General features: G+C 54.8%; 20 protein-coding genes and 2 pseudogenes. 7 read left to right on the plus strand and 15 right to left on the minus strand.

Annotation, left to right across the window (positions count from 1 at the left end; genetic code table 11):
- Positions 1–112: 112 nt before the first annotated feature.
- The 3 genes from ACR0MP_RS02015 to ACR0MP_RS02025 are packed head-to-tail and all read left to right on the plus strand — an operon-like array spanning position 113 to position 3253.
- Positions 113–1192, plus strand: a complete 1080-nt coding sequence (locus ACR0MP_RS02015; RefSeq protein ID WP_480587853.1) for an AI-2E family transporter — start codon at positions 113–115, stop codon at positions 1190–1192.
- Positions 1189–2253, plus strand: coding sequence for an HlyD family secretion protein (locus ACR0MP_RS02020; protein WP_170403695.1), 1065 nt, complete (start codon positions 1189–1191; stop codon positions 2251–2253). The genes ACR0MP_RS02015 and ACR0MP_RS02020 overlap by 4 nt, the downstream gene beginning before the upstream one ends.
- Positions 2243–3253, plus strand: coding sequence for a DUF2955 domain-containing protein (locus ACR0MP_RS02025; protein WP_170746932.1), 1011 nt, complete (start codon positions 2243–2245; stop codon positions 3251–3253). The genes ACR0MP_RS02020 and ACR0MP_RS02025 overlap by 11 nt, the downstream gene beginning before the upstream one ends.
- A 196-nt stretch (positions 3254–3449) precedes the next feature.
- Here ACR0MP_RS02025 and ACR0MP_RS02030 read toward each other — a convergent pair whose 3' ends face one another.
- Positions 3450–3767 (minus strand): hypothetical protein, encoded by a 318-nt coding sequence (locus tag ACR0MP_RS02030; RefSeq protein ID WP_480758758.1) that lies wholly within the window; start codon positions 3765–3767, stop codon positions 3450–3452.
- Between the two features lie 131 nt (positions 3768–3898).
- On the opposite strand from ACR0MP_RS02030, the gene ACR0MP_RS02035 reads away from it, so the two are divergent.
- Entirely contained in the window at positions 3899–4003 is a 105-nt protein-coding gene (locus tag ACR0MP_RS02035; protein ID WP_480760263.1) for a CGNR zinc finger domain-containing protein, read from the plus strand.
- 3 nt (positions 4004–4006) lie between these two features.
- On the opposite strand, the gene ACR0MP_RS02040 is transcribed toward ACR0MP_RS02035, so the two are convergent.
- The 6 genes from ACR0MP_RS02040 to ACR0MP_RS02065 form a co-directional block, all read right to left on the minus strand.
- On the minus strand, positions 4007–4864 hold the full coding sequence (locus ACR0MP_RS02040) for an SDR family oxidoreductase (RefSeq protein ID WP_170734637.1): 858 nt from the start codon (positions 4862–4864) through the stop codon (positions 4007–4009).
- Between the two features lie 63 nt (positions 4865–4927).
- The gene (locus ACR0MP_RS02045) at positions 4928–5491 is read right to left on the minus strand and encodes a TetR/AcrR family transcriptional regulator (RefSeq protein WP_170403683.1); all 564 of its coding nucleotides are present in this window, start codon (positions 5489–5491) and stop codon (positions 4928–4930) included.
- 6 nt (positions 5492–5497) lie between these two features.
- Positions 5498–6559: an NAD(P)/FAD-dependent oxidoreductase gene (locus ACR0MP_RS02050; RefSeq protein WP_170403680.1), complete on the minus strand. Its 1062-nt coding sequence runs from the start codon at positions 6557–6559 to the stop codon at positions 5498–5500.
- 3 nt (positions 6560–6562) lie between these two features.
- Positions 6563–7246: an SDR family NAD(P)-dependent oxidoreductase gene (locus ACR0MP_RS02055; protein ID WP_170403677.1), complete on the minus strand. Its 684-nt coding sequence runs from the start codon at positions 7244–7246 to the stop codon at positions 6563–6565.
- A 3-nt stretch (positions 7247–7249) separates the two neighbouring features.
- Positions 7250–7918, minus strand: a complete 669-nt coding sequence (locus tag ACR0MP_RS02060) for a cupin domain-containing protein (protein ID WP_170399734.1) — start codon at positions 7916–7918, stop codon at positions 7250–7252.
- Positions 7919–7954: 36 nt separating this feature from the next.
- Positions 7955–8575, minus strand: a complete 621-nt coding sequence (locus ACR0MP_RS02065; RefSeq protein WP_170734645.1) for a glutathione S-transferase — start codon at positions 8573–8575, stop codon at positions 7955–7957.
- 133 nt (positions 8576–8708) lie between these two features.
- Between ACR0MP_RS02065 and ACR0MP_RS02070 the strand changes: the two are divergent.
- Positions 8709–9416 (plus strand): annotated as a pseudogene (locus tag ACR0MP_RS02070) (IS6 family transposase).
- A 490-nt stretch (positions 9417–9906) separates the two neighbouring features.
- On the opposite strand, the gene ACR0MP_RS02075 reads toward ACR0MP_RS02070, so the two are convergent.
- Genes ACR0MP_RS02075 through ACR0MP_RS02085 form a run of 3 tightly spaced genes read right to left on the minus strand, consistent with a single transcriptional unit; the run spans position 9907 to position 12526 of the window.
- A complete protein-coding gene (locus tag ACR0MP_RS02075) occupies positions 9907–11235 on the minus strand; it encodes an ATP-binding protein (RefSeq protein ID WP_170403674.1) in 1329 nt (442 codons plus the stop codon).
- Positions 11235–11894 (minus strand): response regulator transcription factor, encoded by a 660-nt coding sequence (locus tag ACR0MP_RS02080; RefSeq protein ID WP_480885686.1) that lies wholly within the window; start codon positions 11892–11894, stop codon positions 11235–11237. The genes ACR0MP_RS02075 and ACR0MP_RS02080 overlap by 1 nt, the downstream gene beginning before the upstream one ends.
- 38 nt (positions 11895–11932) lie before the next feature.
- Positions 11933–12526 carry a PepSY domain-containing protein gene (locus tag ACR0MP_RS02085; RefSeq protein WP_480885688.1) on the minus strand — a complete coding sequence of 198 codons (594 nt, stop codon included), beginning with the start codon at positions 12524–12526 and terminating at the stop codon, positions 11933–11935.
- A 219-nt stretch (positions 12527–12745) separates the two neighbouring features.
- Here ACR0MP_RS02085 and ACR0MP_RS02090 point away from each other — a divergent pair, with 219 nt between their 5' ends.
- The gene (locus ACR0MP_RS02090; protein WP_480885690.1) at positions 12746–13837 is read left to right on the plus strand and encodes a hypothetical protein; all 1092 of its coding nucleotides are present in this window, start codon (positions 12746–12748) and stop codon (positions 13835–13837) included.
- A 267-nt stretch (positions 13838–14104) separates the two neighbouring features.
- On the opposite strand, the gene ACR0MP_RS02095 is transcribed toward ACR0MP_RS02090, so the two are convergent.
- Entirely contained in the window at positions 14105–14293 is a 189-nt protein-coding gene (locus tag ACR0MP_RS02095) for a hypothetical protein (protein ID WP_480772073.1), read from the minus strand.
- Between the two features lie 1022 nt (positions 14294–15315).
- Between ACR0MP_RS02095 and ACR0MP_RS02100 the strand changes: the two are divergent.
- A pseudogene (locus ACR0MP_RS02100) lies at positions 15316–16023 on the plus strand (IS6 family transposase).
- A gap of 63 nt (positions 16024–16086) precedes the next feature.
- Here the strand turns inward: ACR0MP_RS02100 and ACR0MP_RS02105 are convergent.
- The 4 genes from ACR0MP_RS02105 to glgA are packed head-to-tail and all read right to left on the minus strand — an operon-like array spanning position 16087 to position 23241.
- Positions 16087–17718: an alpha-D-glucose phosphate-specific phosphoglucomutase gene (locus ACR0MP_RS02105; protein WP_170403662.1), complete on the minus strand. Its 1632-nt coding sequence runs from the start codon at positions 17716–17718 to the stop codon at positions 16087–16089.
- Positions 17706–19706 carry a 4-alpha-glucanotransferase gene (gene malQ, locus ACR0MP_RS02110; RefSeq protein WP_170403659.1) on the minus strand — a complete coding sequence of 667 codons (2001 nt, stop codon included), beginning with the start codon at positions 19704–19706 and terminating at the stop codon, positions 17706–17708. The genes ACR0MP_RS02105 and malQ overlap by 13 nt, the downstream gene beginning before the upstream one ends.
- Entirely contained in the window at positions 19703–21808 is a 2106-nt protein-coding gene (gene glgX / locus ACR0MP_RS02115; protein WP_170734652.1) for a glycogen debranching protein GlgX, read from the minus strand. The genes malQ and glgX overlap by 4 nt, the downstream gene beginning before the upstream one ends.
- The gene (gene glgA / locus ACR0MP_RS02120) at positions 21805–23241 is read right to left on the minus strand and encodes a glycogen synthase GlgA (RefSeq protein ID WP_170403653.1); all 1437 of its coding nucleotides are present in this window, start codon (positions 23239–23241) and stop codon (positions 21805–21807) included. Before glgA ends, glgX begins: the two co-directional genes overlap by 4 nt.

A 23241-nucleotide genomic window follows, 5' to 3' on the forward strand; every position in this document is an offset into this window, starting at 1 on the left:
CCTCGGATTCACTCGTACCTTCAAACTGATAGATGAGCGCCGAAAACTCAAAAAATATACATATTACGTTTTTTGAGTGTATTGTTTGGAAAACAGATAGTGGAGGGATGGAATGGAAAAGACCCAGGACGCGAAGATTGTCGACCTCGCGATACGATTGCTCTTTCTCGGATTGTTCCTTTACAGCGCCCTGGTAATGGTGGCTCCGCTTGCAAGCATAGTCATCTGGGCGACGATCCTCTGCGTTGCGCTTTACCCGGCATTTGATTGGCTACAATCCAAGCTAGGAGGGCGGAAAAAGCTTGCCACAACGATCTTGGTTTTGTTGGGCCTTGTTCTGACCCTCGGGCCAGTCGCAACTGCGGTATCTGGAGCCGCAGAACTTGGGTCTGAATTCGCGGAACAAGCAGACAAGGGTGAATTGAAAATCCCCCCTGCGCCCGAGGGCCTCAAGGAATTGCCGTTGGTTGGAAATAAAATCTCCGATGTCTGGGGAATGTTTGAGCGCAATCTTGACGGCGCGCTTGCAAAATACGGCGCGCAAATCCTTGAGATAACCAAATCGCTCTTCGGAAAGGTGCTGGGCATTGGTATCGGGCTTCTTGGCTTAGCTCTGTCCGTATTGATTATGGGGGCATTGTTCAGCCCGGGGCCAAATTTGGTCCAGGGTCTTCAGCGCTTTGCCAACCGTGTCTTTGCACCACGCGGCGGTGAATTCGTGACACTGGCAGGTGCAACGATCCGGAACGTTACAAAAGGCGTGATTGGCGTAGCAGCCATTCAGGCTGTTTTCGTTTGGATACTGCTGGCTTTGTTTGGGATTTCTTCGGCCGCCACACTGGCATTTGTCTGCCTCATACTCTCGATTATCCAAATCGGGCCCGGACTGGTTCTGATACCCGTTATTATCTACGCTTGGAGTTCCATGTCCGGCGGAACTGCTTTGATCTTCACCATATTGGCCGTTCCCGTCATGATAATGGACAGTTTCCTAAGACCCGTGTTCATCTCAAAAGGCCTTGAGACTCCCATGCTGGTCATCCTCATCGGTGTTCTCGGAGGTATGATGGCGTACGGTTTGATCGGCGTTTTTATGGGGCCGGTTCTCTTTGCTGTCTTCTATGAGCTGTTCAAGGTTTGGATTGATACCTCACCTGAAGCCGAGGGCACTGTTGAAGGTGCGGCGAAATGAGGAAAACGATATGGACAACCCTGGCTGTCATTCTGATTTTTCTTGTCTGGTATCTGGTCGCTGATCGAAAAACGCCATTTACCGGGAACGCCAGAGTAAAAGCTGTGGCCACCCAAATCGTGCCTCAGGTAACCGGAACGGTAACGGAAGTTTTGGTAGAAAACGGCCAAGTCGTTTCGGCAGGTGATGTTCTGGTTCGAATAGATTCCAGACCCTACGAAATCGAGCGTTCAAAGGCGGAAGCTGATCTTGAAGCGGCGACCCAAGAGGTGGGTGCGTCTTCGGCAGAGGTAAGTGCGGCACAAGCCAAACTCGCAAGGGCGCAGAGCGATCTGGATACGATGCGCATTCAGACGGAACGTGTATTTGCGCTTGAAAAGAAAGGGTTGATTGCCGTCTCAAAGGCCGATGATGCACGAGGACAACTGGCAGAATCTGAGGCAAACTTTGAGAACGCAAAAGCTGATTTGGAAAAAGCGAAGCAAAGGCTTGGTGACGATGGGATTGAAAACCCGAAAATCCAGCGCGCATTGGCGGCCTTGGCGGATGCGGAACTGAACCTTGAATGGACCGAACTGCGTGCTCCGGCGACAGGTGTCATTTCTAATCTGCTGATTGCCCCCGGAACGTATGCGCGATCCGGTCAGGATCTTTTGACGTTTCTGGATGCAACCGACGTCTGGATAGAGGCGTATTTTACCGAGAACAATCTGGGAAGAGCTTCAATAGGGTCTCCGGTTGATGTGGTGTTGGATATGCATCCAGGTAAGATTGTTCCGGGCGTCATTGAGAGCTTTAGTGCTGCTGTTTCTTTGAGTGGCGGTGATGAGCCGGGGCAATTGGCGAGCCCGCCAAGCACCAAGGGATTTTTGCGGGAGCCTGAAAGGTTTCCGGTCAGGATTGTTTTACCCGGCTATGAAGCTGGAAGTGCCGAAGACGATCTTCGCTTTCAACTGAACGGGCAGGCCGATGTGATCATGTATCTAAGCGACAACTCGTTGCTGAACCTCGTAGGCCGCGCCTACATCCGCGTAGTTTCAATCTTCTCCTATGCGTACTGAGGATCAGAGCTCTGTCACCCGGCTTGCGCTGGGTGTTACGGGTGTCTTTGCATTGGGCCTATTTCTTGGGTGGCCCCTTGCCGTTGTTGGGGCGGTGTTCACTGCCCTTTTCCTTCAAGCACCTGCGGCACTACCTATGGCAGCATTTGGTAAGCTGTTTGTCTTCTCGATTGGATTGATGTTCATTTCATTCCTTTTGTCGTCAATCTTCTCACCTTATCCTCTTGTGTTTCTCATTCTGGTGGCCATTGGAATAATCCTGTCTTTCATTTGGTCAGTTTCCGGTGCCGGAGTATTGCCGGGTGTCATCGCTCTCATGGGGGCGTTGATGATTCCGAATTTGGTGCTGCAATCACAGGATCTGGCTTTGGTGCTTGTGTATTGGATCCCGTTGAACCTGCTGTTTGCTGGCTTCGTATCGACGCTGATGTTCGTGTTGATACCCGCGGCACCTCAAACGGCACCTCAAAAGAAAGCTGCAGCATCGCCGGACTTCGACTCACATCGCCGAATAGTCAGGATGTCTCTTGTCACAGTGCCCTTTGCTATGGCGTTCTTTATTTCCGGCGCTTCTGCTTTGTTGGTTCTGTTTTTTGTCGCCCTGCTGAGCCAGCAACTTGCGGCAATGCCTGCTGCAGGCAAAGCAGTTGCAAAAGCAATGCTGACGGCAAATCTACTTGGGGCGGCAATCTCCATCATATGCTATGAAATAAACGTAATAGCTCCGGTCATTCTAACCCCCATTCTACTGTGTTTTTTCTTTTGCCTAACACTCGGAGCACTTGGAAAGTCAGAATTCCCGCTCGCCGCCGCCGCCGGTTCCGCTATTACAACAGCTCTGATTGTATATGGCGGTTCGGTTGCGCCGTTTTCAGACGAGGCTGACGTCAAGAGCATCACTCGCGTATTGCAGGTCGCCAGCGCCGCTTTCTTTGTAATTATCGCATATGTCGTGGTGGATGAATTCTGGCCAGAAAAAGAGCGCCAGGCGACTCCATGAAGTTAGTTGCGATAAAGCTTGGCGCTGAAACCAGCAGAGTTCCCAGTTTGACCGATTTTTGCAACCATCGCTCGAATTGCAGCGCCATAATAAACCGCGAACATTGCTGAAGCGGTTTTATGTCAAGCGATCTCTGGTTGAGCGATGGCCGTTCTGTAAAACGAATACGAAAGGCAGCCTCGCTGACGAAGCCGACCTAGGAAGCTGCTGCATCAATGTCCGCTTTTATTGTCGGCGGTGTAATCAATGCTGCTTCCAGCTCCACACTCAGACTCGCGGCCAAATCGAAATACTGTCGTCGCACGGTCTCGGCGTAGGGATTGGCCTTCTCAGTCGCTTCGAATACTTCTGGCGCATCGTTCTGAACCATGGAAATCGCCTCAGACAACAAGTCGAAGCTCTTCGTTGTCATGCGCGTCGGCAGCGGTCCCATTCTCAGCAGTACTTTGGCTATGAGGTGCGTGAGCCCCTGAACGACAGCAGTTTCTTTGTCATGTTCTTCTGGTGTCGTCATGATGACATTCAGACCCAGAGTCTTGCATAAAAAACACGGCCATTGCGCTGGTCGCGCAAAGCTTCGCGACTCTGCTTACAAAGACAGATCTGAAACGGATCAGGAAATGAGTACATGCTAAATACGTGTTGGTGTTTCGCGTCATCTCAAAGAGCGGACGTCGCCGGTGGTGTAGCATGGAAACCTGCGGCAACCGAAGCATGACTGCCACTTTCCGGGCAGCATCGCACAAATAGCTCTCAGCTTAGGAACTGCTCAATCACGGCTGCTTGTTGCTTTTTTCCATCCGGGTCTGCTTCGGTTTTCAGGCGAGTAAACGCCTCACCCCAGTTTGAAGTGCGAACGCGGATCGGCGGGTCTGAGGCTTCAATCACGCCCATGACAACTGATGCCACTTGTTCCGAAGTTTGATAGATATCGCTGCCATCCATTCGCGCCTGAGCGCCGCCGATATACTTCTGGAGAATAGGTAGATACTCATCCTCAAGCATCCCGCCCGTGGCCTCGACATGTTTAAGCACATTGGTCGCAAACTCGGATTGAATACCGCCCGGTTCAACTGTCGAGAAATGGATACCGAAATTGGGCGTGACGTAGCTGGCCAAAGCCTCAGTGTACCCCTCAACCGCGAACTTTGCGGCGCAGTAGATCTCGTTGAACGGCTGACCCACTAGGCCGCCTACGGATGAGATTGTGATGACATGGCCCGAGCGTGCTGCGCGCATGTGTGGCATCACCGCTTTTGTGCAGCGCACGACACCCATGAAATTCACATCCATGACCCAAGCGACGTCTTCTTCGCTGGCTTGTTCGGTTGTACGAACAAATCCAGCACCCGCATTGTTGATCAGCTTATCGATCCGCCCCTCGTTCGCGATGATCTGATCGACCGCGGCGTTTACGCTGGCGCTGTTCTGCACGTCCAGCTCAAGCACGTTGAAATTGACGCCAGCGTCAGAGGCGGCCGCATCCAAGATGCCGCGCTTGGCGAGGTTTCGCATAGTAGCGTAGACAGTATGGCCCGATTGGGCCGCTTGTACGGCGATTTGAACACCAAGGCCGGTCGACGTGCCGGTGATCAGAATGACTTTGGGCATAATGGAAGCTCCGAATATCAAATGAATTGCTTGCGGCAACGATCCGATGTGTCGGGGCGAAGGTCAACAGCGGGACTTTAAAACGCCCAAAGCCTCATCGAAGGTATTCACATTCTCTTCTGCGCGCGCGGTCAGATGCGCGCCTTCCAAAAGGGCCAGTATCGCACGGGACTCCGAGATCGGATCGGTGATACCGGTGATTGACTTGTCCTCTTGGCCAAGCTTCAGGATCTCTTCGATTTGGGTAACCATCATGGCGCGGAATTTTTTGATCTTTTGGATCACGTCATCCGAAAGGCTTTCACGGCTGCTGATAAGCGACACGCAGAGGCACAAGGTTTTCCCGTCATTGAGTGCATCCCGGTAGAGGTCGATCAGGGCCAGCAATTGCTCGGCCCCGGTTTTGTGTTCTACCCGGATGCGGTTGCACTCTGCCTGCAGGGTCTCATGATAGCGACCCATGAGTGCCGCCGACAGCGCCGCTTTGGTCGGGAAATGATAGTGGATTGACGCCTTGCGAATACCCACCGCCTCTGCCAGATCGGCATAGCTGAACCCGTCAAACCCCCTCGCGCGCGCAGCGTGTTCGGCAACATCCAGAAGGGCCGTCTTGGTATCACTCGTCATACGTGCTCAAACCTTTTCCGTCATGATCAGGGCCAGCGCGTTTTCCGCAGACTCCAGGGCGCCTTCGATATAGCCCCCGAACTGTGGTGCAACTTCGGTCCCGCCAAAGATTAGTCGGCCATCCCACAGACGGGTCATCGCATGGGGCAGCCCGTATTGCGGATGAGCGTATAACGGCTGTTGATCCGCTTCGATAGAGGTGAACAGGTCAAAGGCCCAATCTTTGACAAAGAGTGTCTTTGGCTCCGCAGCTTCGGCGCCGAACAGCCTGGACAGTTGCTCTTTGAGCAACTGCCGCAGCCGTTCTTCGTTGCTACGGGTGCGCGGGGGTAAGCCGATAAAGCCGAACAACGCGTAAGGTCCGCCCTCGGCAGGGGAGGCGTCGTGTATTTCCACCATCGGCCCCCTGCGGCTCATCGCGTCACCGGACAGCCCGGCCGTGCGCCAGAACGGGGTATCATAGACAGCGATGACTTTGGCCTGACCGGCCATCCAAGTCGCGATCCCAGTCATTGCCGCTAAAGCTTCATCTGGTAAAGCAGGTGAGAACGCGATCTTGCTCGCCACGCGAGGAGGGAGGGCCAGTACGATTTCCTGAGCATGAATGACCTGCCCAGTTTGAGCGGTCGCGGTGATCCCAGACGCAGACTTCTCTAACCCGACGATAGGCGCGGATAAGATGAGCCGCTTCGGCGGTATCTCAGCGGCAAGCGCATCAGTGAGGGCGCCCAGACCACCTTTCAAGCGATAAGATCCTTGCATCGAGGCAAACCCGCGATCGCGCTCGACCTGGCCGATCTCGTTTTCAAAGCTGAGAGCGCCTGTTGAATATTGCTCGAACCACTCCAGTCCGAGCCGCTTTATTAACGCTGCAATACGCGGCTGACCGGGCCAGAACCAGGCGGGACCCATGTCGAAGTACCCACCCTCCAGCCTTTCCGTCAAGATACGTCCACCCGGACGACCCCGCGCTTCGACCAGCAGGTAGTCATGGTTTCGTGCCTGTAGCTGTCGCGCAAGGCAGAGGCCAGAAAGGCCTGCGCCAATGATCAGAGTTTGCGTCTGCATCGCTCAGAACCCCTCAGATGCCGGGCGCAGGTCCAGCTCATGGGTCCAGGTGGATTGCGGTTGATGGGCTAACTGCCAGTAGGCCTCGGCAATCTCGTCCGGTTTCATCATCTTCGACGGATCCAGCGAGTGCAAATCCCGCGAGCGGTGTGTATCGATGATCCCGTCCAAAACGACGTGCGAGATATGTACGCCAGCCGGTTGATATTCACGTGCCAGCGATTGTGTCAGCCCGCGCAGGGCGAACTTAGCCGACGCAAAAGCGGAAAACCGTGGGCCGCCGCGTAGCGACGCTGTGGCCCCGGAAACGATCAGCGCGCCACCACCGCCGCGCACCATCGGTTGCAGAACACATTGCCCCAGCAGGACCAAAGATTGCACCATTGATGTCCACGTTCTCTGATAGTCTTCCAATGCGGTTTCGGGGAATGGCGCGATCACCAGCTCAGCCGTATTGTGCACCACGATCTTCGGCGGGCCATGCGTAGCGATCAATTCAGAAATCACTGGCGCAACCGCACTCGGATCGGACAGATCGACCTGATGAAACGGCGCGATCGTTTCCTGCGGCTGCGTCCGTCCAAGACCAATGGCCGTCATGCCACCTGCCTGAAACCGCGCGAGAAGGGACTGGCCAAGGCCAGCTCCCGCACCGGCGACAATCGCCAGAGGTTTCTTGCTACTCATGAATTAAACCACCGGTGGCTGTGCAAAGGGCAGGTGGCCAGTCTTCATCCAGACCTTCGCCCCGTCTGGGCCAGCCATAGCCGACAGCGCTTCACCCTCAGGCAGGCGTAGCCAGTCGTTCTTTTTCAGAACGTCACCGCCTGAGGTCAGCGATCCGCCAATCATTAACAGCTCGATACCACCCGGCGCATTCGAAGTAATCTCGGTGCCTGCATCAACATGGCTGTAAGTGACAACCTCGCGGTCATCCTTGTGCAGTGTCGCGGTGGCGACCCCGTTCACGGGTGCGGCCAGTTCGTCGGCCATGGTTTTGCGGAACTGATTGCGGTCCTCCATGTCGAACTGCCAGAGTTTGACGAAGATCGTGCAGCCGGGTTCTGAGCCGGGCGTGTGCCCGGTTGTGGGCGGATTGCGCACATAGGTGCCTTCCGGGAAATCGCCATGCTCATCCTGAAAGACGCCGTCCAGAACGATGAACTCTTCACCGCCTGTATGGGTGTGGGCCGAAAACTTGCTGCCTGGTGCATAGCGCACAATGGTGGTGGCGCGGGCGACTTCGCCACCAATTCGGTCCAGCATGCGCCGGTCCACACCCTTCATGGGCGAGGCCTGCCACTCAAGCTGATCAGAGTGAACAACGACACGCGAAGAGAAGTCCGAGTTGAGTTCCATGGGAGGGGTCCTTTCAACTTAAATGGCAGTTCTCGCTTAGCCGGCGATAGATGGACGGGCCGCCATCTTAGCACGCCAAGCTTGCAGGTTGGTCAGGGTTTCAGGAATTTCAACTTTGGCAAAATCGGCGAACGCCAATCCTGCAAAGGCGGTGATATCAGCCACCGAGAATGTGTCTCCAGCCAAGTATTCGTTTTCGGCTAATACCGCATCCAGATAGGCCATGGTGTTTCCGGCAACCTCTTTCTGTTTGTTGCCCCATTCGGCGCATTGATAGGTTTCGAGGTCCGGGCCGAGGCCAGGTGTGGCATGGTGGAAGTAGGTGCCGACCGCATTCAACAGACCGTTTTCCGCGCGCAGGTTCATCATCGAGATTCGGGCGCGCTCTTGCGCAGTCACGCCGGTCAATGATGGGCCATCGAAGGTTGCGTCGATATATTCAGTGATCGCGTTGCATTGAGCGATGTGTGAACCATCTTCCAGTTCCAGACAAGGCACCTCTGCATCGGGGTTTTTGGCTTTGAACTCAGGCGTGCGATGTTCGCCGCCCATCACATCCACAGGGATGAATTCAACTTTGTCTGTCGCGCCTTTTTCAGCCAGCGCAATACGAACACGGGCAGGGTTCGGGAAACCTTCGACATCATATATCTTCATCTGAGTACCTCCGTCGGGGTTTGTGCTTCATGAAATCTACCTATCAATAGGTAGATATTATTACAAACCTTTTTTACATCTTGTCAGAAGAACTTGGCTTGAGGCGGGCAGGGCGGTTGTGTAGCTTTTGCAGATGACCAGACCTGCCTCCTTCAAACAGTTTAAATCTAGTCCCGAGATCATCCGCCTTGCGGTGATGCTGTACATCCGCTTCCCGCTTTCGTTTCGGAATGTCGAAGTTCTGCTGCACGAGCGAGGGATCGACGTGAGCCACGAAACCCTCCGATATTGATGGAACAGGTTTGGCCCGACATTTGCTGCTGAGATAAGGCGGAAGCGTGTTTAGCAATTGAAAGCATATTCCAAATGGAAGTGGTAGGTTGACGAGGTTATTGTGAAGGTGAATGGCAAGCGGCATTATCTTTGGTGGGCTATCGATGAAGAAGGTGAGGTGCTAGAAGCCGTTGTCACCAAACGTCGAAACAAAGCTGCAGCATTGAAATTTCTAAAGAAATTGATGAATCGACACGGCCATGCGGAAGCCGTCGTCACGGATCGCTTCACCGGATACAAAGTCGCGGTCAGAGAGCTGGGCGCGCTCGAAAAACAACCGACGGGTAGATGGCTCAACAACCGCGTCGAGAACTCGCACCTGCCGTTCCGACCAAGAGGACGCGCCAACCAACGGTTCAGGCGCGTGCGAAGGTTACAGAAATTCGCCTCCGTCTATTCCTCCGTTTACAACCACTTCAATCAGGAAAGATCTCTAGCCTGCCGAGACACCTTCAAGCTGTCGCGCACCGCCGCTCTCGCCGAGTGGCGCGAACTTTGTTCTGGATAAGTTCACGGTCTCCGCGGCAAACTGAGACTGGTTAAAATTCGTCTGACAGCAACAATGTGGGATCATTCCAGCACTGGATCTGTAAGAAGATCATGGATTGAGACGGGCAAAAGTTATCTCAAATGCGGTTAGCTTTGTCCGCTAGGCGGTCGTTCGTGCGGAACAAAGGCGCAGTACTACGGCCAGCGGTGGCTTCGTCCGCACTGCGGTCGTTCATCTGAACTTGTCGAATGACCGCTGTGAGCCCTTTGTAGCGAATGCTGCGTCGTGGAATAATGGCCGCATTGCGCAGAAAGCGGACTTTGCAAAGTGAAGGCTGCAGCTCAAAGCGGTTACGCTACATCGAGCTGCCATGCCGCGGTCGCGGTTCATGCTGCCGCTATTCCCAGCACGGTCAAAGCCAAAGACTGTTCGAACCCATAATCTGAAAAAAAATTGCAATTCGATTGACTGAACTCAACGGCTGATGTGTGCCTATGTGCAATTGTGTTTATTTTGAAATCAGAATTTGGCAAGCCAAGCCGCCGAGTTTTTGGGATGTATCTAGTGTCAGTTTGCATCCATATGCATTCAGCAGATCAACGGCTATTGCCAAACCCAAACCGGTGCCACTGACAGAAGTGTCTAAACGACCTCCCGAACGAAGCACTCCTTCACGTGCAATTTCAGGAATACCAGGCCCGTCATCCTCAATGCAGATCTGAATGCCCTCTTCAACACGCTTTGCGGTGATCTGAACTGTTGTTTGGCACCATTTGAGAGCGTTGTCGAGAAGGTTACCAATCACTTCTTCTACGTCCTGAGTGTCCATTCGCACCCAGAGACCGGCGTCGTGATCTGAAGTAAGTGATTTCCCCTCGCGCTCTGCCATGACCGAAAATAGTCTGGACAATCTCCCGACCGAGTTCGAAAGATCGGTTTTTGAATGTGTCAATTCTCCAGTATTGGTCGCACGCATACGTGCGAGAGAGCGGCCAAGCTGGGCATCGATCCGACCCAATGCCTCTTCTGCCTGAGTGGTATCAGCTCCGGTTTCCGACAAGCTTTTCAGTTCATTTCTGAGGATTGCTGTCGGTGTTTTCAGCGCATGCGCCAGGTCCGCCGCTTGCCGCCGCGAGCCGGCCACAATCTCGCGATTTCTGTGCAGAAGTTGATTGAGGTCTTCGACAAGTGGCGAAACCTCTTCCGGATAGTCTTTCGGCCTAAGATCATCCCCCTTGTCCCAACGATGCGCCACATCTGCGCGTAATTTCCTGAGAGGACCGACAATTGCTGACATCAACAGCAGCGAACCCGCAACTCCAATCAGACCGACCAGCCCAAATACTGGAAGCAAGTTGTTCTGCGCGGCGCGACGTTCGCTGATCAGTTCAAGCCTGCTTTCGGCGACCGTCACGCTCCATTCTGTTCCGTCTTCGAAGGTGATTTTCTGATAAGCGCTGCGAACGGCCTCGCTGTCCGGACCTGTGGTGTTCCAAACGAGGGTCTCATCACTCACACGCGCAGGTTCAGAAATAGTTTCGTCAAAGAGTGAGGCCGATGTGAATGTAACCCCGTTTGCATCGGTCACCTGCCAGTATCTGCCTGAAAACGGCGTTCCATAGGCCGGGTCGAACATGAGATCACGTAAGGCCTCGGGGCTGTCCGTCGTCGCGCTCAACCCGACGACCAGCTGCGTATGTCTATTGCGCAGCGTCTCGTCGAACTGCTCAAGAACGCGCGCATTGATGTAGGAAAAAACAACCAAAGTTCCAACGCCGACAGAAAGCGCACCTGTGGCGAGGCCGCCAAGCAACGCGCGTTGGCGCAGCGATAACATCAGGCGGTATCGATCATATAGCCGCGTCCTCTGACCGTTGTTATTAGGTCAGGGCCGAGTTTCTTACGCAGCCGGGTTATGAATACGGCGATGGTGTTCGAGTCCCGGTCGCCATCATATTCATAGATGTGCTCTGACAACTCAGTACGAGACACCATGCGTCCCATGTTGTGGGCAAGGTAGGTCAGAACCGCGATCTCTTGCGCGGTCAGATCAACAGGAATGCCGCCAACACTGACACGCCCGTTTCGCGTATCGAGCGTGACATCGCCCATTTCGATCACGGGGTTCATCTGACCGCTTTGCCTGCGCAGGATTGCGCGCACACGTGCGGCCAACTCGGGCATGTGAAACGGCTTGGTCATGTAGTCATCGGCACCGGCATCAAGGCCATCCACGCGCTCGCTCCACCCATCGCGGGCCGTCAGGATCAACACAGGCGTTTTTACCCCCGCACCGCGCCATTCGCGCAGAACAGAGATGCCGTCGCGTTCCGGTAACCCAATATCGAGAATGATCATGTCATATGGTTCAGTCGCCCCCAAATGAAGCGCGTCCGTCCCGTTATCGGCCACATCCACTACGCGGCCTTCTGCGCTTAGAAGCTTTTTGATCTGCGCGCTTAGCTGCGGCTCATCTTCGGCCAGAAGTACTCTCATATTCAAATGCTACAGTCACAATGGCTTTGGTTTAAGCACTATTTTTTTCCGTTACCTTTGCCGTTCCCGCCAGAATTGCCGCCACCGTTACCACCGCCGTTTCCGCCACCATTGCCGCCGCCGTTTCCACCGCTATTACCGCCGCCGTTACCACCACCATTGCCGCCACCGTTGCCGTTTCCACCGCCGTTGCCATTTCCACCGCCATTGCCGCCAGCGTTGCCATTTCCACCGCCGTTGCCGTTGTTTCCGCGGCTCGCAGCGGTACCACGGTTGCCGTCGGAATTGCGACCGTTGTTTGCTTTGGCAGGGGTAGAACGGGCAGCTTTCGATATTTGGCGGCCCACGCTGGATCGATTGGAAACGACCGTTCCGGTCTGCGCATCTACAATGACACTGACAATCTTTCCATCAGGCTTTTTGACAAGGATGCGATAGTATATCTGATCAGCTTGAAACGCCCGCGCATCAACTGGAGTGCCGCCATAGGCTTTCTCGACACCTTTGATAACGCGTTTCAACCGAATGGTGTCGCCATTCAGAGTGGCCTTGCGAAGTTCACCTTGCCTGAGCTCGCGCGTCTGCGCAGTCGCCTGCCCAACGGGCAAAGCAACAAGCAAGCTCGCAATCATCAAGATCACCTTCGCACGCATGAATGTCCTCGTATTTTGCGGCTATAGACTACGCTTTTCGACATGAACCGATGATGAACAAGCAGTTAGCCCTGCGTTCAAGCGCTCTCAAGTTAAATGGGAACAGGCATATGAGATTCGGGCGCGAATCGAGACGATAGAACACAGCGAGTTGTTTCAGAAAACTGCTACCCGCTGATTTCCACCGAGGAGGTCGATATGAAAACCACCAGTTTGGGACTGCTCAAAGCATCGACCCTGGCAATCGCGTTGCTGGGTTCAACCGCCATCATAGCCACCGTCGCCGTGCCGGATGTTGCCTTTGCAAAAGAAGGAAAAGGCAACGGTGGAGGAAATGGTAAAGGCGGTGACAACGGCAACGGCGGTGGAAAGGGTAACAGCGGCGGCAAGGGCAACTCTGGAAAAGGAGACCGCGGCGACCATAGCTCTGCCAGCAACAAAGGCGGAAAGAAGGGCGCTGACAAAGGTCAAGCTGGCCGGACTGCAGGAAAATCCAACAACGGCAACTCGAAGTCCAAGGCTTCGCGGTCTGTATTCGGCAATGGCGGTCGCATTTCATTGAAGGACATCTTCAGCGGAAAAAGTAAATCGAGAACGGTTACCACCTCCAGGAAAGGGTCAACGACTGGTGGCGGCAAGCAAAAGCCCCGGACGTACAAAAAGCCTTCAAAAACCGTGATCGTTGAAGAATCTATACGTCCGGCCGTCCGGACCAAAGGCAACAGGATGGCTGCGCTTCTTGGTGCCCATCCGTCCGAGTTGGGGGCCCTGAACGCAGCCAACGCCAGCGCAACCGCACTGGCGAACGCAGCGCCCAATTCTCGCGTCGGTCGAATTGCCTACTATCGCGATACCGTTTTGGCTGGCGAACCGTTGCGTGAGGAACTTGCGGAGCAGTTGGAAGAACTTGCCGGACTGGAGCCGCCGGAGCGGACTATACCCGAAATCGAGGAAGACCTGCGAACTGCGTTGGATGATGTGCAGGAGAACCAAGAGAGGGTCGAAGAACTTGAACAGGCGCTGGAGGAGGCAGGTGGAACTGATCCTGAGATTGAGGAACAACTTGATCAAGCCCGCGCAGATTTAGAGAGTTCGGTAGAAGAAGCCCAAGACCTGAACGATGAAAGACAGGCCGCCGTCGAATACGAAGAAGCGACTGAGGAAGTGCGGGAACTGGCTGATCTGGTTGAAGTGCAGCGGTTGACCGAGCGGAAAGCCTTGGAAGCTGCTGCCAACAAACCCGTCACGGATGCCGTTGAGCAGGAGGTAAAGTCGCTCCTGGGTCTGTAAGAACAGGCAACAGCTTATTCGCCTCACGATACACGCAGTACTGACCACTCACGGAAGCACTGAATGCTGGGCCAGCCATACGCTTCACAGAGGCGGGAAATGGCTGGCCCGCATAATGTGAAGCCGAGCCTTTAAATCGATGGCTACGAGCCTCACATCGACCACGCAGAAAAAGATACCCCGCTCCAACATGGAGCGGGGTTCAGTTTTCAATTCCAATATTTTGGACAGATATCGGGAATTGTGTGGGGGTCTGCTGAACTGCCTTCAGACGTTGTTATGTGCCTCGGAAAGCCGCTTGTTTTTGACGATCTGTGTTAATGCACTTTCGATAGGAGGGAAGCGACCACTGCTCGACTTGGTCGTGGTTAACAAACGCTCTTCGGCAATCTTGCCGGAGGTTTGCATCACAGCTGTTGTGCTGGACTCTTCAGTCACAAAGGCAGACTTGATCATGCGTTTCCCCTTGTCAGCGATCAAACGATACACCTTTCGTTCGATCCAACCCGATCACTATGCATTAGCTTGGTTGAACACTCTGAGAATACATTGTTCACGTTCGGTTAATGTTGTTCGCGAAATAAAGACAAAGGAATGAATGGGTTGATTGACGGGTTAAGAGCTGCCGGATGGGGTGCCGTAAGTGCGTGCTCAAATGAGAAGCTTTTTACTCAGCTACTGTGGAAGCGCTGGTCTACCTTCGTAGTGGAAAGCCACTCATTGCTGATGAACTCGCCAATGCCCGTTCAAGGGCATATGTAGACCGCACAGCTAAGAAGGATGCAGGGAATGAACATAGCCGTTGGAGTATTGGCGGTGGCCCTGTTGGCGCAGGGCGCATCATCTACGAACGCAAATCACAGCTTGTGGAGCCATAGCGTTGGGCAGGTTAGCCGAGCTGGTGCAACTGCGCCAATCCTAGTGAAATCCAAAGCCGGACATTGTCCACCTGGCTTGGCGAAAAAGGCGATCCCTTGTGTGCCGCCTGGGCAGGCTAAGAAATATCGACGTGGCGATTACATCTATAATGGGTACGTTCGCATCGATGATCCCGGCCGCTGGGGACTAAGGCGCAAAGGTTATTACGTGAGAGCCGGAGATTACGTATACGAAGTAAATCGTGAGACGTACGAAGTGCTGAACTTAATAGGAGCAACCGCCGATATTCTGAATTAAGTGCTTCGCCAGCTCTTGGCCCTGATACTAAGTTCGAGGCCATTTAGACCGCTTTCCAAAATTGAAACAAACGCCCGTTTAAGGCCTTGGTCACAGCAAATTATTCGCTTAAACAGCTTATGTCGCCAGCCCGAATGGAAATCTGGTATAGCCTTCGCTAAGGGCTGTATTGTTGCACAACTCGGGATCTGTAAAGCTCAGTTATGTAGGCTGGCTTTGAGCTACCATCGTTCACAGATGAGAAGAGTCTTGTCAGAAGAGCTTTGCTTGAGCGGGGCGGGACGGTTGCGTAGCTTTTGGCCATGGCCAAACCTGCCTTCTTCAAGTACTTCAAAACCAGCTCCGAGATCATCCGCTTTATGGTGATGCTTTAAATCCGTTTTCCGCTTTCGCTTCGGAATGTTGAAGACCTTCTGCACGAACGCGGGATCAACGTGAGTCACGAGACTGTCCGATATTGGTGGAACCGTTTTGGTCCAATTTTCGCGTCAGTGATCCGAAGAAAGCGTGTTCAGTAATTGCGAGCATTCTCGAAATTTATATGGCATTCAGATGAGGTCTTTGTGAAAATCAATGGAAGGCGGCATTACCTTTGGAGTACCGTGGATCACAAAGGCGAGGTGTTGGAAGCCGTTGTTACCAAACGCCGAAACAAAGTTGCAGCACTGAGATTCCTCAAGAAATTGATGAAGAGACACGGTGTAGTGGATGAAATTATAACGGATCGTTTCGCGTCATGCCGAGCCGCGCCCAGAGATATCGATGCGACGGAAAAGCAGATGACGGGCAGGTGGCTTAACAACCGCGTCGAGAATTCACACCTTCCTTTCCGACGACGCGAACGCGCCATGCAGCGATTCAAGCTTATGCGAAGTTTACAGAAATTCGCCTCCATCCTTTCTTCCGTCTACAACTACTTCAATCAGGAAAGATCATTTAGCAGCCGAGTAATCTTCAAGCAGACTTGTTCCGCCGCTCTGGCTGAGTGGCGTCAGCATTGTTCCACGTAAATTTGCGGATTTGGCGTCAAACTAAGACTGGTTGGACTTAGTCTGGCAGCACCCTTGTAGCTGTTATGTTATGACGTCTGGCGTCTGGCGGTCGCAGATTTCGGGGATTTTAGTTATTCGAGCCATTGCTTCTGTGATTTCTTGCAATGCTGACTGGGTATCCATATGCATATCTCCTCCAACGGGTGTGAACTGCTCCAAATAGATACGAACTGTGGCACCGTCCGTTCCTGTACCCGAAAGGCGGATCACGCCTCGACAGCCATTCTCGAAAGTAATGCGCACTCCTTGGTTCTTGCTTATCGAACCATCGACCGGGTCTTCGTAGGAAAAATTGTCCGCAGTCGCGACAACAAGATTGCCGGTGCTACTGCCAGGAAGTTCAGGTAACCGATCAGTCAAATCGGCGATCATTTTCTCGGCTTTGGCGTTGTCAACGGCCTCGTAGTCATGCCGCGAATAATAGTTGCGGCCATAAGTCCGCCAGTGATCTTCCATGATTTCGCGGACCGAGACCCGACGTTCGGCAAGAATGTTCAGCCACAGTAGAACGGCCCACAATCCGTCCTTCTCGCGCACGTGATCCGAGCCAGTACCGGCACTTTCCTCTCCGCACAGCGTGATGCAGCCCGCGTCGAGCAAGTTGCCGAAAAACTTCCATCCTGTTGGCGTTTCATAACAATCTAGTCCCAACTTTTCGGCAACACGATCGACCGCTGCGCTGGTGGGCATCGATCTAGCGATCCCGGCGAGCCCCTTGCCGTAGCCCGGGACGAGGTGGGCGTTGGCGGCCAGCACGGCGAGACTGTCGGACGGGGTGACATAGATCCCTTTCCCTAAGATCATGTTGCGATCCCCATCCCCATCTGACGCGGCAGCAAAGTCCGGACCACCAGGAGATAGGACCAGATCGACAAGCGGTTTGGCCCAGATCGGGTTTGGGTCGGGATGCCCTTTGCCAAAATCGACCGATGGCACAGCGTTCAGGACTGATCCCTTTGGGGCACCCAGTTCATCTTCAAGTATGGCGGTCGCATAGGGTCCCGTGACCGCATGCATTGCGTCAAAACGAAGGGTGAACCCGCCGGACAGCAAATCTCTGATCCGGCCGAAATCGAAAATATCACGCATCAGTTCTGTGTAATCGGCCACCGGATCGACGATCTCCACGCCCATATCTTCAAGCCTTGAAACGCCGACCCCTCCCAGATCGATGTCCCCGGACTCAAGCGAGCGATACTCGGTCATGCTCCGTGACTGGGCAAAGAATTCTTCCGTCAGGCTCTCGGAGGCCGGGCCGCCATTGGCACCGTTGAATTTCAGCCCGAAATCGGCGTCGATGCCGCCGGGGTTGTGACTGGCGGACAGAATAAAGCCGCCATCGGCCCCGTGCTTGCGGATCAGATTGGACGCGGCAGGCGTTGACAACAGGCCATTCTGTCCGACAATCGCACGAACAGCGCCATTGGCTGCGGCCATGCGCAAGATGATCTGGATGGTCTCGGCGTTAAAAAACCTGCCGTCGCCACCGATGACAAAAGTCTTGCCTTGCGCGCCGCCAATGGCATTGAAAATCGACTGCACATAGCTCTCCAGATATCCGGGTTCCATAAACACCCGCGTCTTTTTGCGCAGTCCCGAGGTGCCGGGTTTCTGACCCGCAAAGGGGGTGCAGGGAAACACTACGAAAGGCATGGATCAGTTTCCTTCTGTTGAACGGTGGCGGGGACTACCCGCGCCGGTTCCATCGAATTACGTACGTCTTTCAGACTTTGAACGGCAGCTAGTTCCTCTACAGACACGCGTGCCGGACGCCTCCAATTGGGGTGCTCGTCAATTGTTCCGGGTAGGTTCTGGGCCTGCTCGCTGCCCAACAAGTCGTCCAGTTGCACCGTCACCAGTTCCGCCGGGCTCTTTCCCAGCTCTGAATGCACCGCGCCGCGGATATCTTCCAAACTTGCTTCCGGCGGGATGGCGCAATGACGGCGCAGTGAATTCCGCTGGACGGCCCGCGCGGCGTGCAATGCCATCGCCCTGTCCCGGGACAGCCAACCGATGGTGCGCCACCATTCGATATCGCGCCCGCGCCAGAAGCCTTGGATCGTCGGCGTATCATGTGTACTGAAACAAGCCATACTGAAAGGGCGCAAATCCTGCGCCGACCTCAATGCGCCATCTCGTGTCCCTTCAAATTGCCAAACCGCGTAACTGTAGAGGCCGGACTCATTCAGGCGCTCGCGGAACCCGGCGGGCACCAATCCCAGATCCTCGCCCACAACGCAGCAGTGATTGCACCAGGCCTCTATGGCCACCACCGCAAGCAACACGTCGAACGGTTGCGAGATATACCCACCCGGGCTTCCATCCTCAGGTACCCAGAAGCTGCGCATCAGGCCAAGAACATGGTCAATCCGGACAATCCCAGCCTGGGACATCAGTTTTCTCAGCAGTGTCCGCACGGGTTCGTAGCGGTTTTTCGACAACTTATTTGGTGCGTAGGCCGCTAATGTCCAGGATTGCCCAGCAGGACTGAGCTGATCTGGCGGTGCCCCGATTGAGACGCCGCGTGCAATCAGATCCTGGTGCATCCAAACTTCGGCACCGTCGGGACGCGCTCCAACCGCAAGGTCCAAGAAAAGACCTAAAGCCATCCCGGACCGAATTGCGGTCGCTTGCGCGACCTCGAGCTGAGTATAGGCCCTCCATTGCAGCCACGCATGGAATTCGTTCCGGGGCGTCGGTTTTGTTCTTTCAGGTTGGCTTAAATGGATAGGCCAATTGCGAAAGTTGCCGCCATGCATTTCGCTGATGCTTTCAAACGTGGCGAACCGGGCCAGTTCCAGACCTTCGGCGCGGCAAAAAGCCTGAAATTCTTTGTGCTCCGTCGCTGCAGCGCTTTGCTGAAATCGCTGAAACTCCGCGTCCAATGCGAGGCGGTGTTTTATGCGAAAAGCCGGGTAATCGATCAACGCCCGGTCCGAAACAGATGCAAGCCGGGTGCCTGTTGCAATGTGATCGATATTCAGAAACCCGCGGTGACTAGGCGAATAAGGGCTTTTGGTGTCACCTACCGCCCATCCCAGCGCATGGACCGGATTAATGCCAAAATACATCGCACCCGATTGCCCCATGACAGACATCGCATGGCCCAGGTCGTCGTAGTTTCCCAACCCGCCGTTTGATCGGGACCGCAACGAGTACACTGCGCCCGATACACCCCATCCCTTCGTGCGTCCTGTCAGGTCTGCGATTGTCGGCGCATGTATCGGTCGGCTCAACAGAAACACTTCTTCGCAGCGACCAGGGCTATGCACAACCAACGTAAAATATCCAACAGGCAGAGGTTGAAGCGTCAGGCTTGTTTCTCCGCGCCCCGCCTGAACCTCGTGTCCTTTGTTATCCAGCACATGCCATTCGCTGGGCTGAGACAGTGCCAATTCAAACGGCAGGTCGGCCAGAATGACCTGTTCAATAGGTAACGCTCGTGCTGCCTGTTCGGCCTGACCCGCCCGTAAGGCCTCGGAAACGGCGCTGTCCGTATCTACATCTATGTCCATCGCGCGGAGCAGAGCCTTCAGGGTCGGTGGATCCGATGATAAACGCGTTCCATCCCAGGCGTTGTACCCCAGATGGATGCCGCAATCCTGCGCTAGTTGACGCAGTCTGTCGTCGCTGCCCATCATTCCACTGACCGTTCTTCTAAGACAAAGGCGGCTACCGAGTGTGCCGGAATGATCGTCGTTGAAGTCGTGATCTTGCTGGCCGACTGATGAGAAACCGACGTGTCAATTTCTCGCTGCCAGACTCTGTCTCCGCCGGACGGCAACCGCAACTCCAGCGCCTCATTTTCCCGGTTGAAGGCCAGCATCACCACATCGAAGATAGTGTCGCCCGCCACGCATTCGGCGCAACCGCGCAGGATCAGACAAAGGCTGGACAGTCCCGGATCGCGCCAGTTCAGTGGCGATCCGTCCATGGCACGCCACTCGACATCCGGATATCCGTCTGTCCGTTGGGCACCATGCAGGAATCGATTTTGATTGAGTACGGGATGATTGCACCGGAAACGCGACAGTGCCGCGGTAAACGCGATCAAATCGCTGTCAAGTGTGGTCCAGTCGATCCAACTTACTGGGTTGTCCTGGCAATACGCGTTGTTGTTGCCATTCTGAGAATTGCCGCCCTCGTCACCGGCCAACAGCATAGGGGTGCCTTGTGACAAGAAGACAGTGGCCAGGAAATTTCGCATCCTTTGGAGGCGCGCGGCTTTCACTTCGGGATCGTCGCAGGCTCCCTCCATGCCGAAATTGTCGCTGTAGTTGCTGTGATGGCCATCGCGATTGTCTTCACCATTGGCTGCATTATGGCGCTGCAGGTACCGGGTCGTATCTGCCAACGTGAAGCCGTCGTGAGAGGCCACGAAGTTTACTGAAGACCAGGCCTGACGACCCTTGGTATCGAATAATTCCGCTGACCCCAATAAGGCCGAGCCCATGTCCTGCGCCGAATGGCTGTCGCCGCGCCAGAACTTGCGCACCGTGTCTCGGTAACGGTCATTCCATTCCGAAAACTCGGGCGGGAACCGTCCCAGTTGATAGCCTCCCGGACCGACATCCCAAGGCTCTGCAATCAGTTTTGCACCTGCTAGTACAGGGTCCTGGCGCAAGGCATCCAGGAACCCGCCGCTTGCTTCAAACCCATGCGCCTCGCGCGCCAGAGTCGTTGCTAAGTCAAAGCGGAAACCGTCGACCCCCATGCTCTGCACCCAGAACCGCAGGCTGTCCATCACCATCCGAAGCACAAACGGGTGCTTTACCTGAAGTGTATTTCCGGTGCCGGTGTCGTTCACATAGTAGCGCGGTTGGCCATCCAGCAGCAGGTAATAAGACGCGTTGTCGATCCCGCGAAAACTAAGCGTCGGGCCGAGATGGTCACTTTCGGCGGAGTGGTTGTAGACCACATCCAGTATGACCTCGATACCGGCGGCATGAAACCGCTCGACCATAGCGCGAAACCCGAACACGCCGGATGGCCCGAAATAGCGCGGTTCGGGCGCAAAGAAGCCCAGAGTATTGTACCCCCAATAGTTCCGCATGGATCGCGCGCGCAGCGCACCTTCAGAGGTGAAGGCGTGGATAGGCAGGATTTCAACAGCCGTCACACCCAATCGCATCAGATGATCCAGAACCGGCTGTGACGACATCCCTTCATAGGTGCCCTTCACATGGTCAGGAATGTCAGGGTGCAACATGGTCACCCCTCTGACATGCGTCTCATAAATGAAAGTGCCGTTCCAACGCCGTCCCAGCGTCACCGCGTCCGAGGTGAAACTGTCAGGACTAGAGACGACGGATTTGGGCACAAAAGGCGCGCTGTCGACTTCACTGAAAGACAGATCACCGTAGGGAGAATTGGGCAGGTAACCCAGGATTGCCGGATCATGGGTGACGGTTCCGTGCAGTTCGCGCGTATAAGGGTCCAAAAGCAGCTTGTTGGCGTTGAACCTGTGACCCCGCTCGGGTGCAAAAGGGCCTTCCACGCGGTAGCCATAAAGTGCTCCGGGTTTCAGGCCCGGCACGTAACCATGCCAGATGGCTCCATTGCGTTCGGGCAAAGCCAGTCGGGTGAGCTCGGTTCGGCCATCCTCTGCGAAAAGACACAGATTGACGCGCAATGCGTGCTCGGAGAACAGGGCAAAATTCACGCCTTCACCGTCGAAATGAGCACCGAGCCGCGATGGGTTCCCTTGTCGAATTATCAGTTGTGTAGGTCCAACATCCTTCATACAGACAAACTCTTGTACAATTCGGCATACTCCCGCGCCGACCGATCCCATCCAACAGCTTGGCGCATCGCCGCGCGTTGCATCATCTGCCACGTCTTCTTGTCGTCAAAGCAGCCAAAAACACGATCAAGCACAGCCTCAACGCCGGTTTTCGTAACGTTATCAAACACAAATCCGGTCGCACATTCGGCGTTCAGTGCTGCGACATTTGCGTCAATCACCGTGTCAGCCAATCCCCCGGTACGCGCGACGATGGGCAAAGTACCGTATCGCAGCCCATAAAGCTGGGTCAAACCGCAAGGTTCAAACCGCGACGGGATCAGAATGGCGTCAGATCCGCCTTGTAGCAGATGGGCAAAGGCCTCGTCATATCCGATCACGGCCCCTACTGAACCGGCAAAGCGCTGGCCGGCGTCCACAAAAGCCTGTTCGAGTGCAGTTTCGCCAGAGCCCAAAACAGCCAGTTGGCCGCCGCGTTCGACGATGTGCGGAACGGTGTCAATCAGCACATCCAGACCTTTCTGCTCAGTCAACCGACTGATGACACAGAACAGCGGACCCCTGGAATCGGGATCAAGTCCAACACGGTCTGCGATACTTGCGCGGCTGTCAGCCTTTCGCCCCAGGCTTCGTGCATTGTAACCTCGGGCCAGTGCTGGATCGCTCAAGGGGTCCCATGTGCCGGTGTCTATGCCATTCAGAATACCGCTAAGTATCGCTGTTCTGGACTGTAGAACGCCGTCCAAACCCATTCCATACTGCGGCGTGAGGATTTCCCGGGCATAGGTAGGGCTGACCGTCGTGATCCGGTCTGCAAACATCAACCCACCCTTCAGAAACGCAAGATCACCGTGAAATTCCAGCGCTTCGGGATGAAACCAGTCACCGCGCAGTCCTAAATCTGACAGGGCATGCGGGCCGAACCGGCCCTGAAAGGCAATGTTGTGAATGGTCAAAACCGATTTGGGCGCGTCTTGACCGGATTGTTTGAGATAAACAGGGGTCAGAGCGGCCTGCCAGTCATGTGCGTGGATGATGTCCGGCTGCCAACCGTCGACACCGTCAAGACCCACCCGCGCCGACGCCTGTGCCAGCGCGCCAAAGCGCAGATGATTGTCCGCCCAATCCGCGCCATCGGGATCCGTGTAAGGCAAGCCGGGACGATCAAACAATTGCGGAGCATCCAATAGAAGCAGGTCAATACCTTGGACAGAGACCAGAACAAGCTGTCCATAGCCGCCAGGCAGATCACTGAACTTGGCAACCTGCCGCCCGTCGCTGAGCAAAGGCTGCAACGACGGATAGGCCGGCAACAGAATGCGACAGTCGATGCCATGACCGGACAGCGCAGCAGGCAGCGCGCCGACCACATCCGCCAGTCCTCCAGTCTTAATGAACGGCGCGCATTCTGAGGCGGCCATCAGTACTTTCAT

It is taken from the genome of Ruegeria sp. K3 (assembly GCF_056531845.1).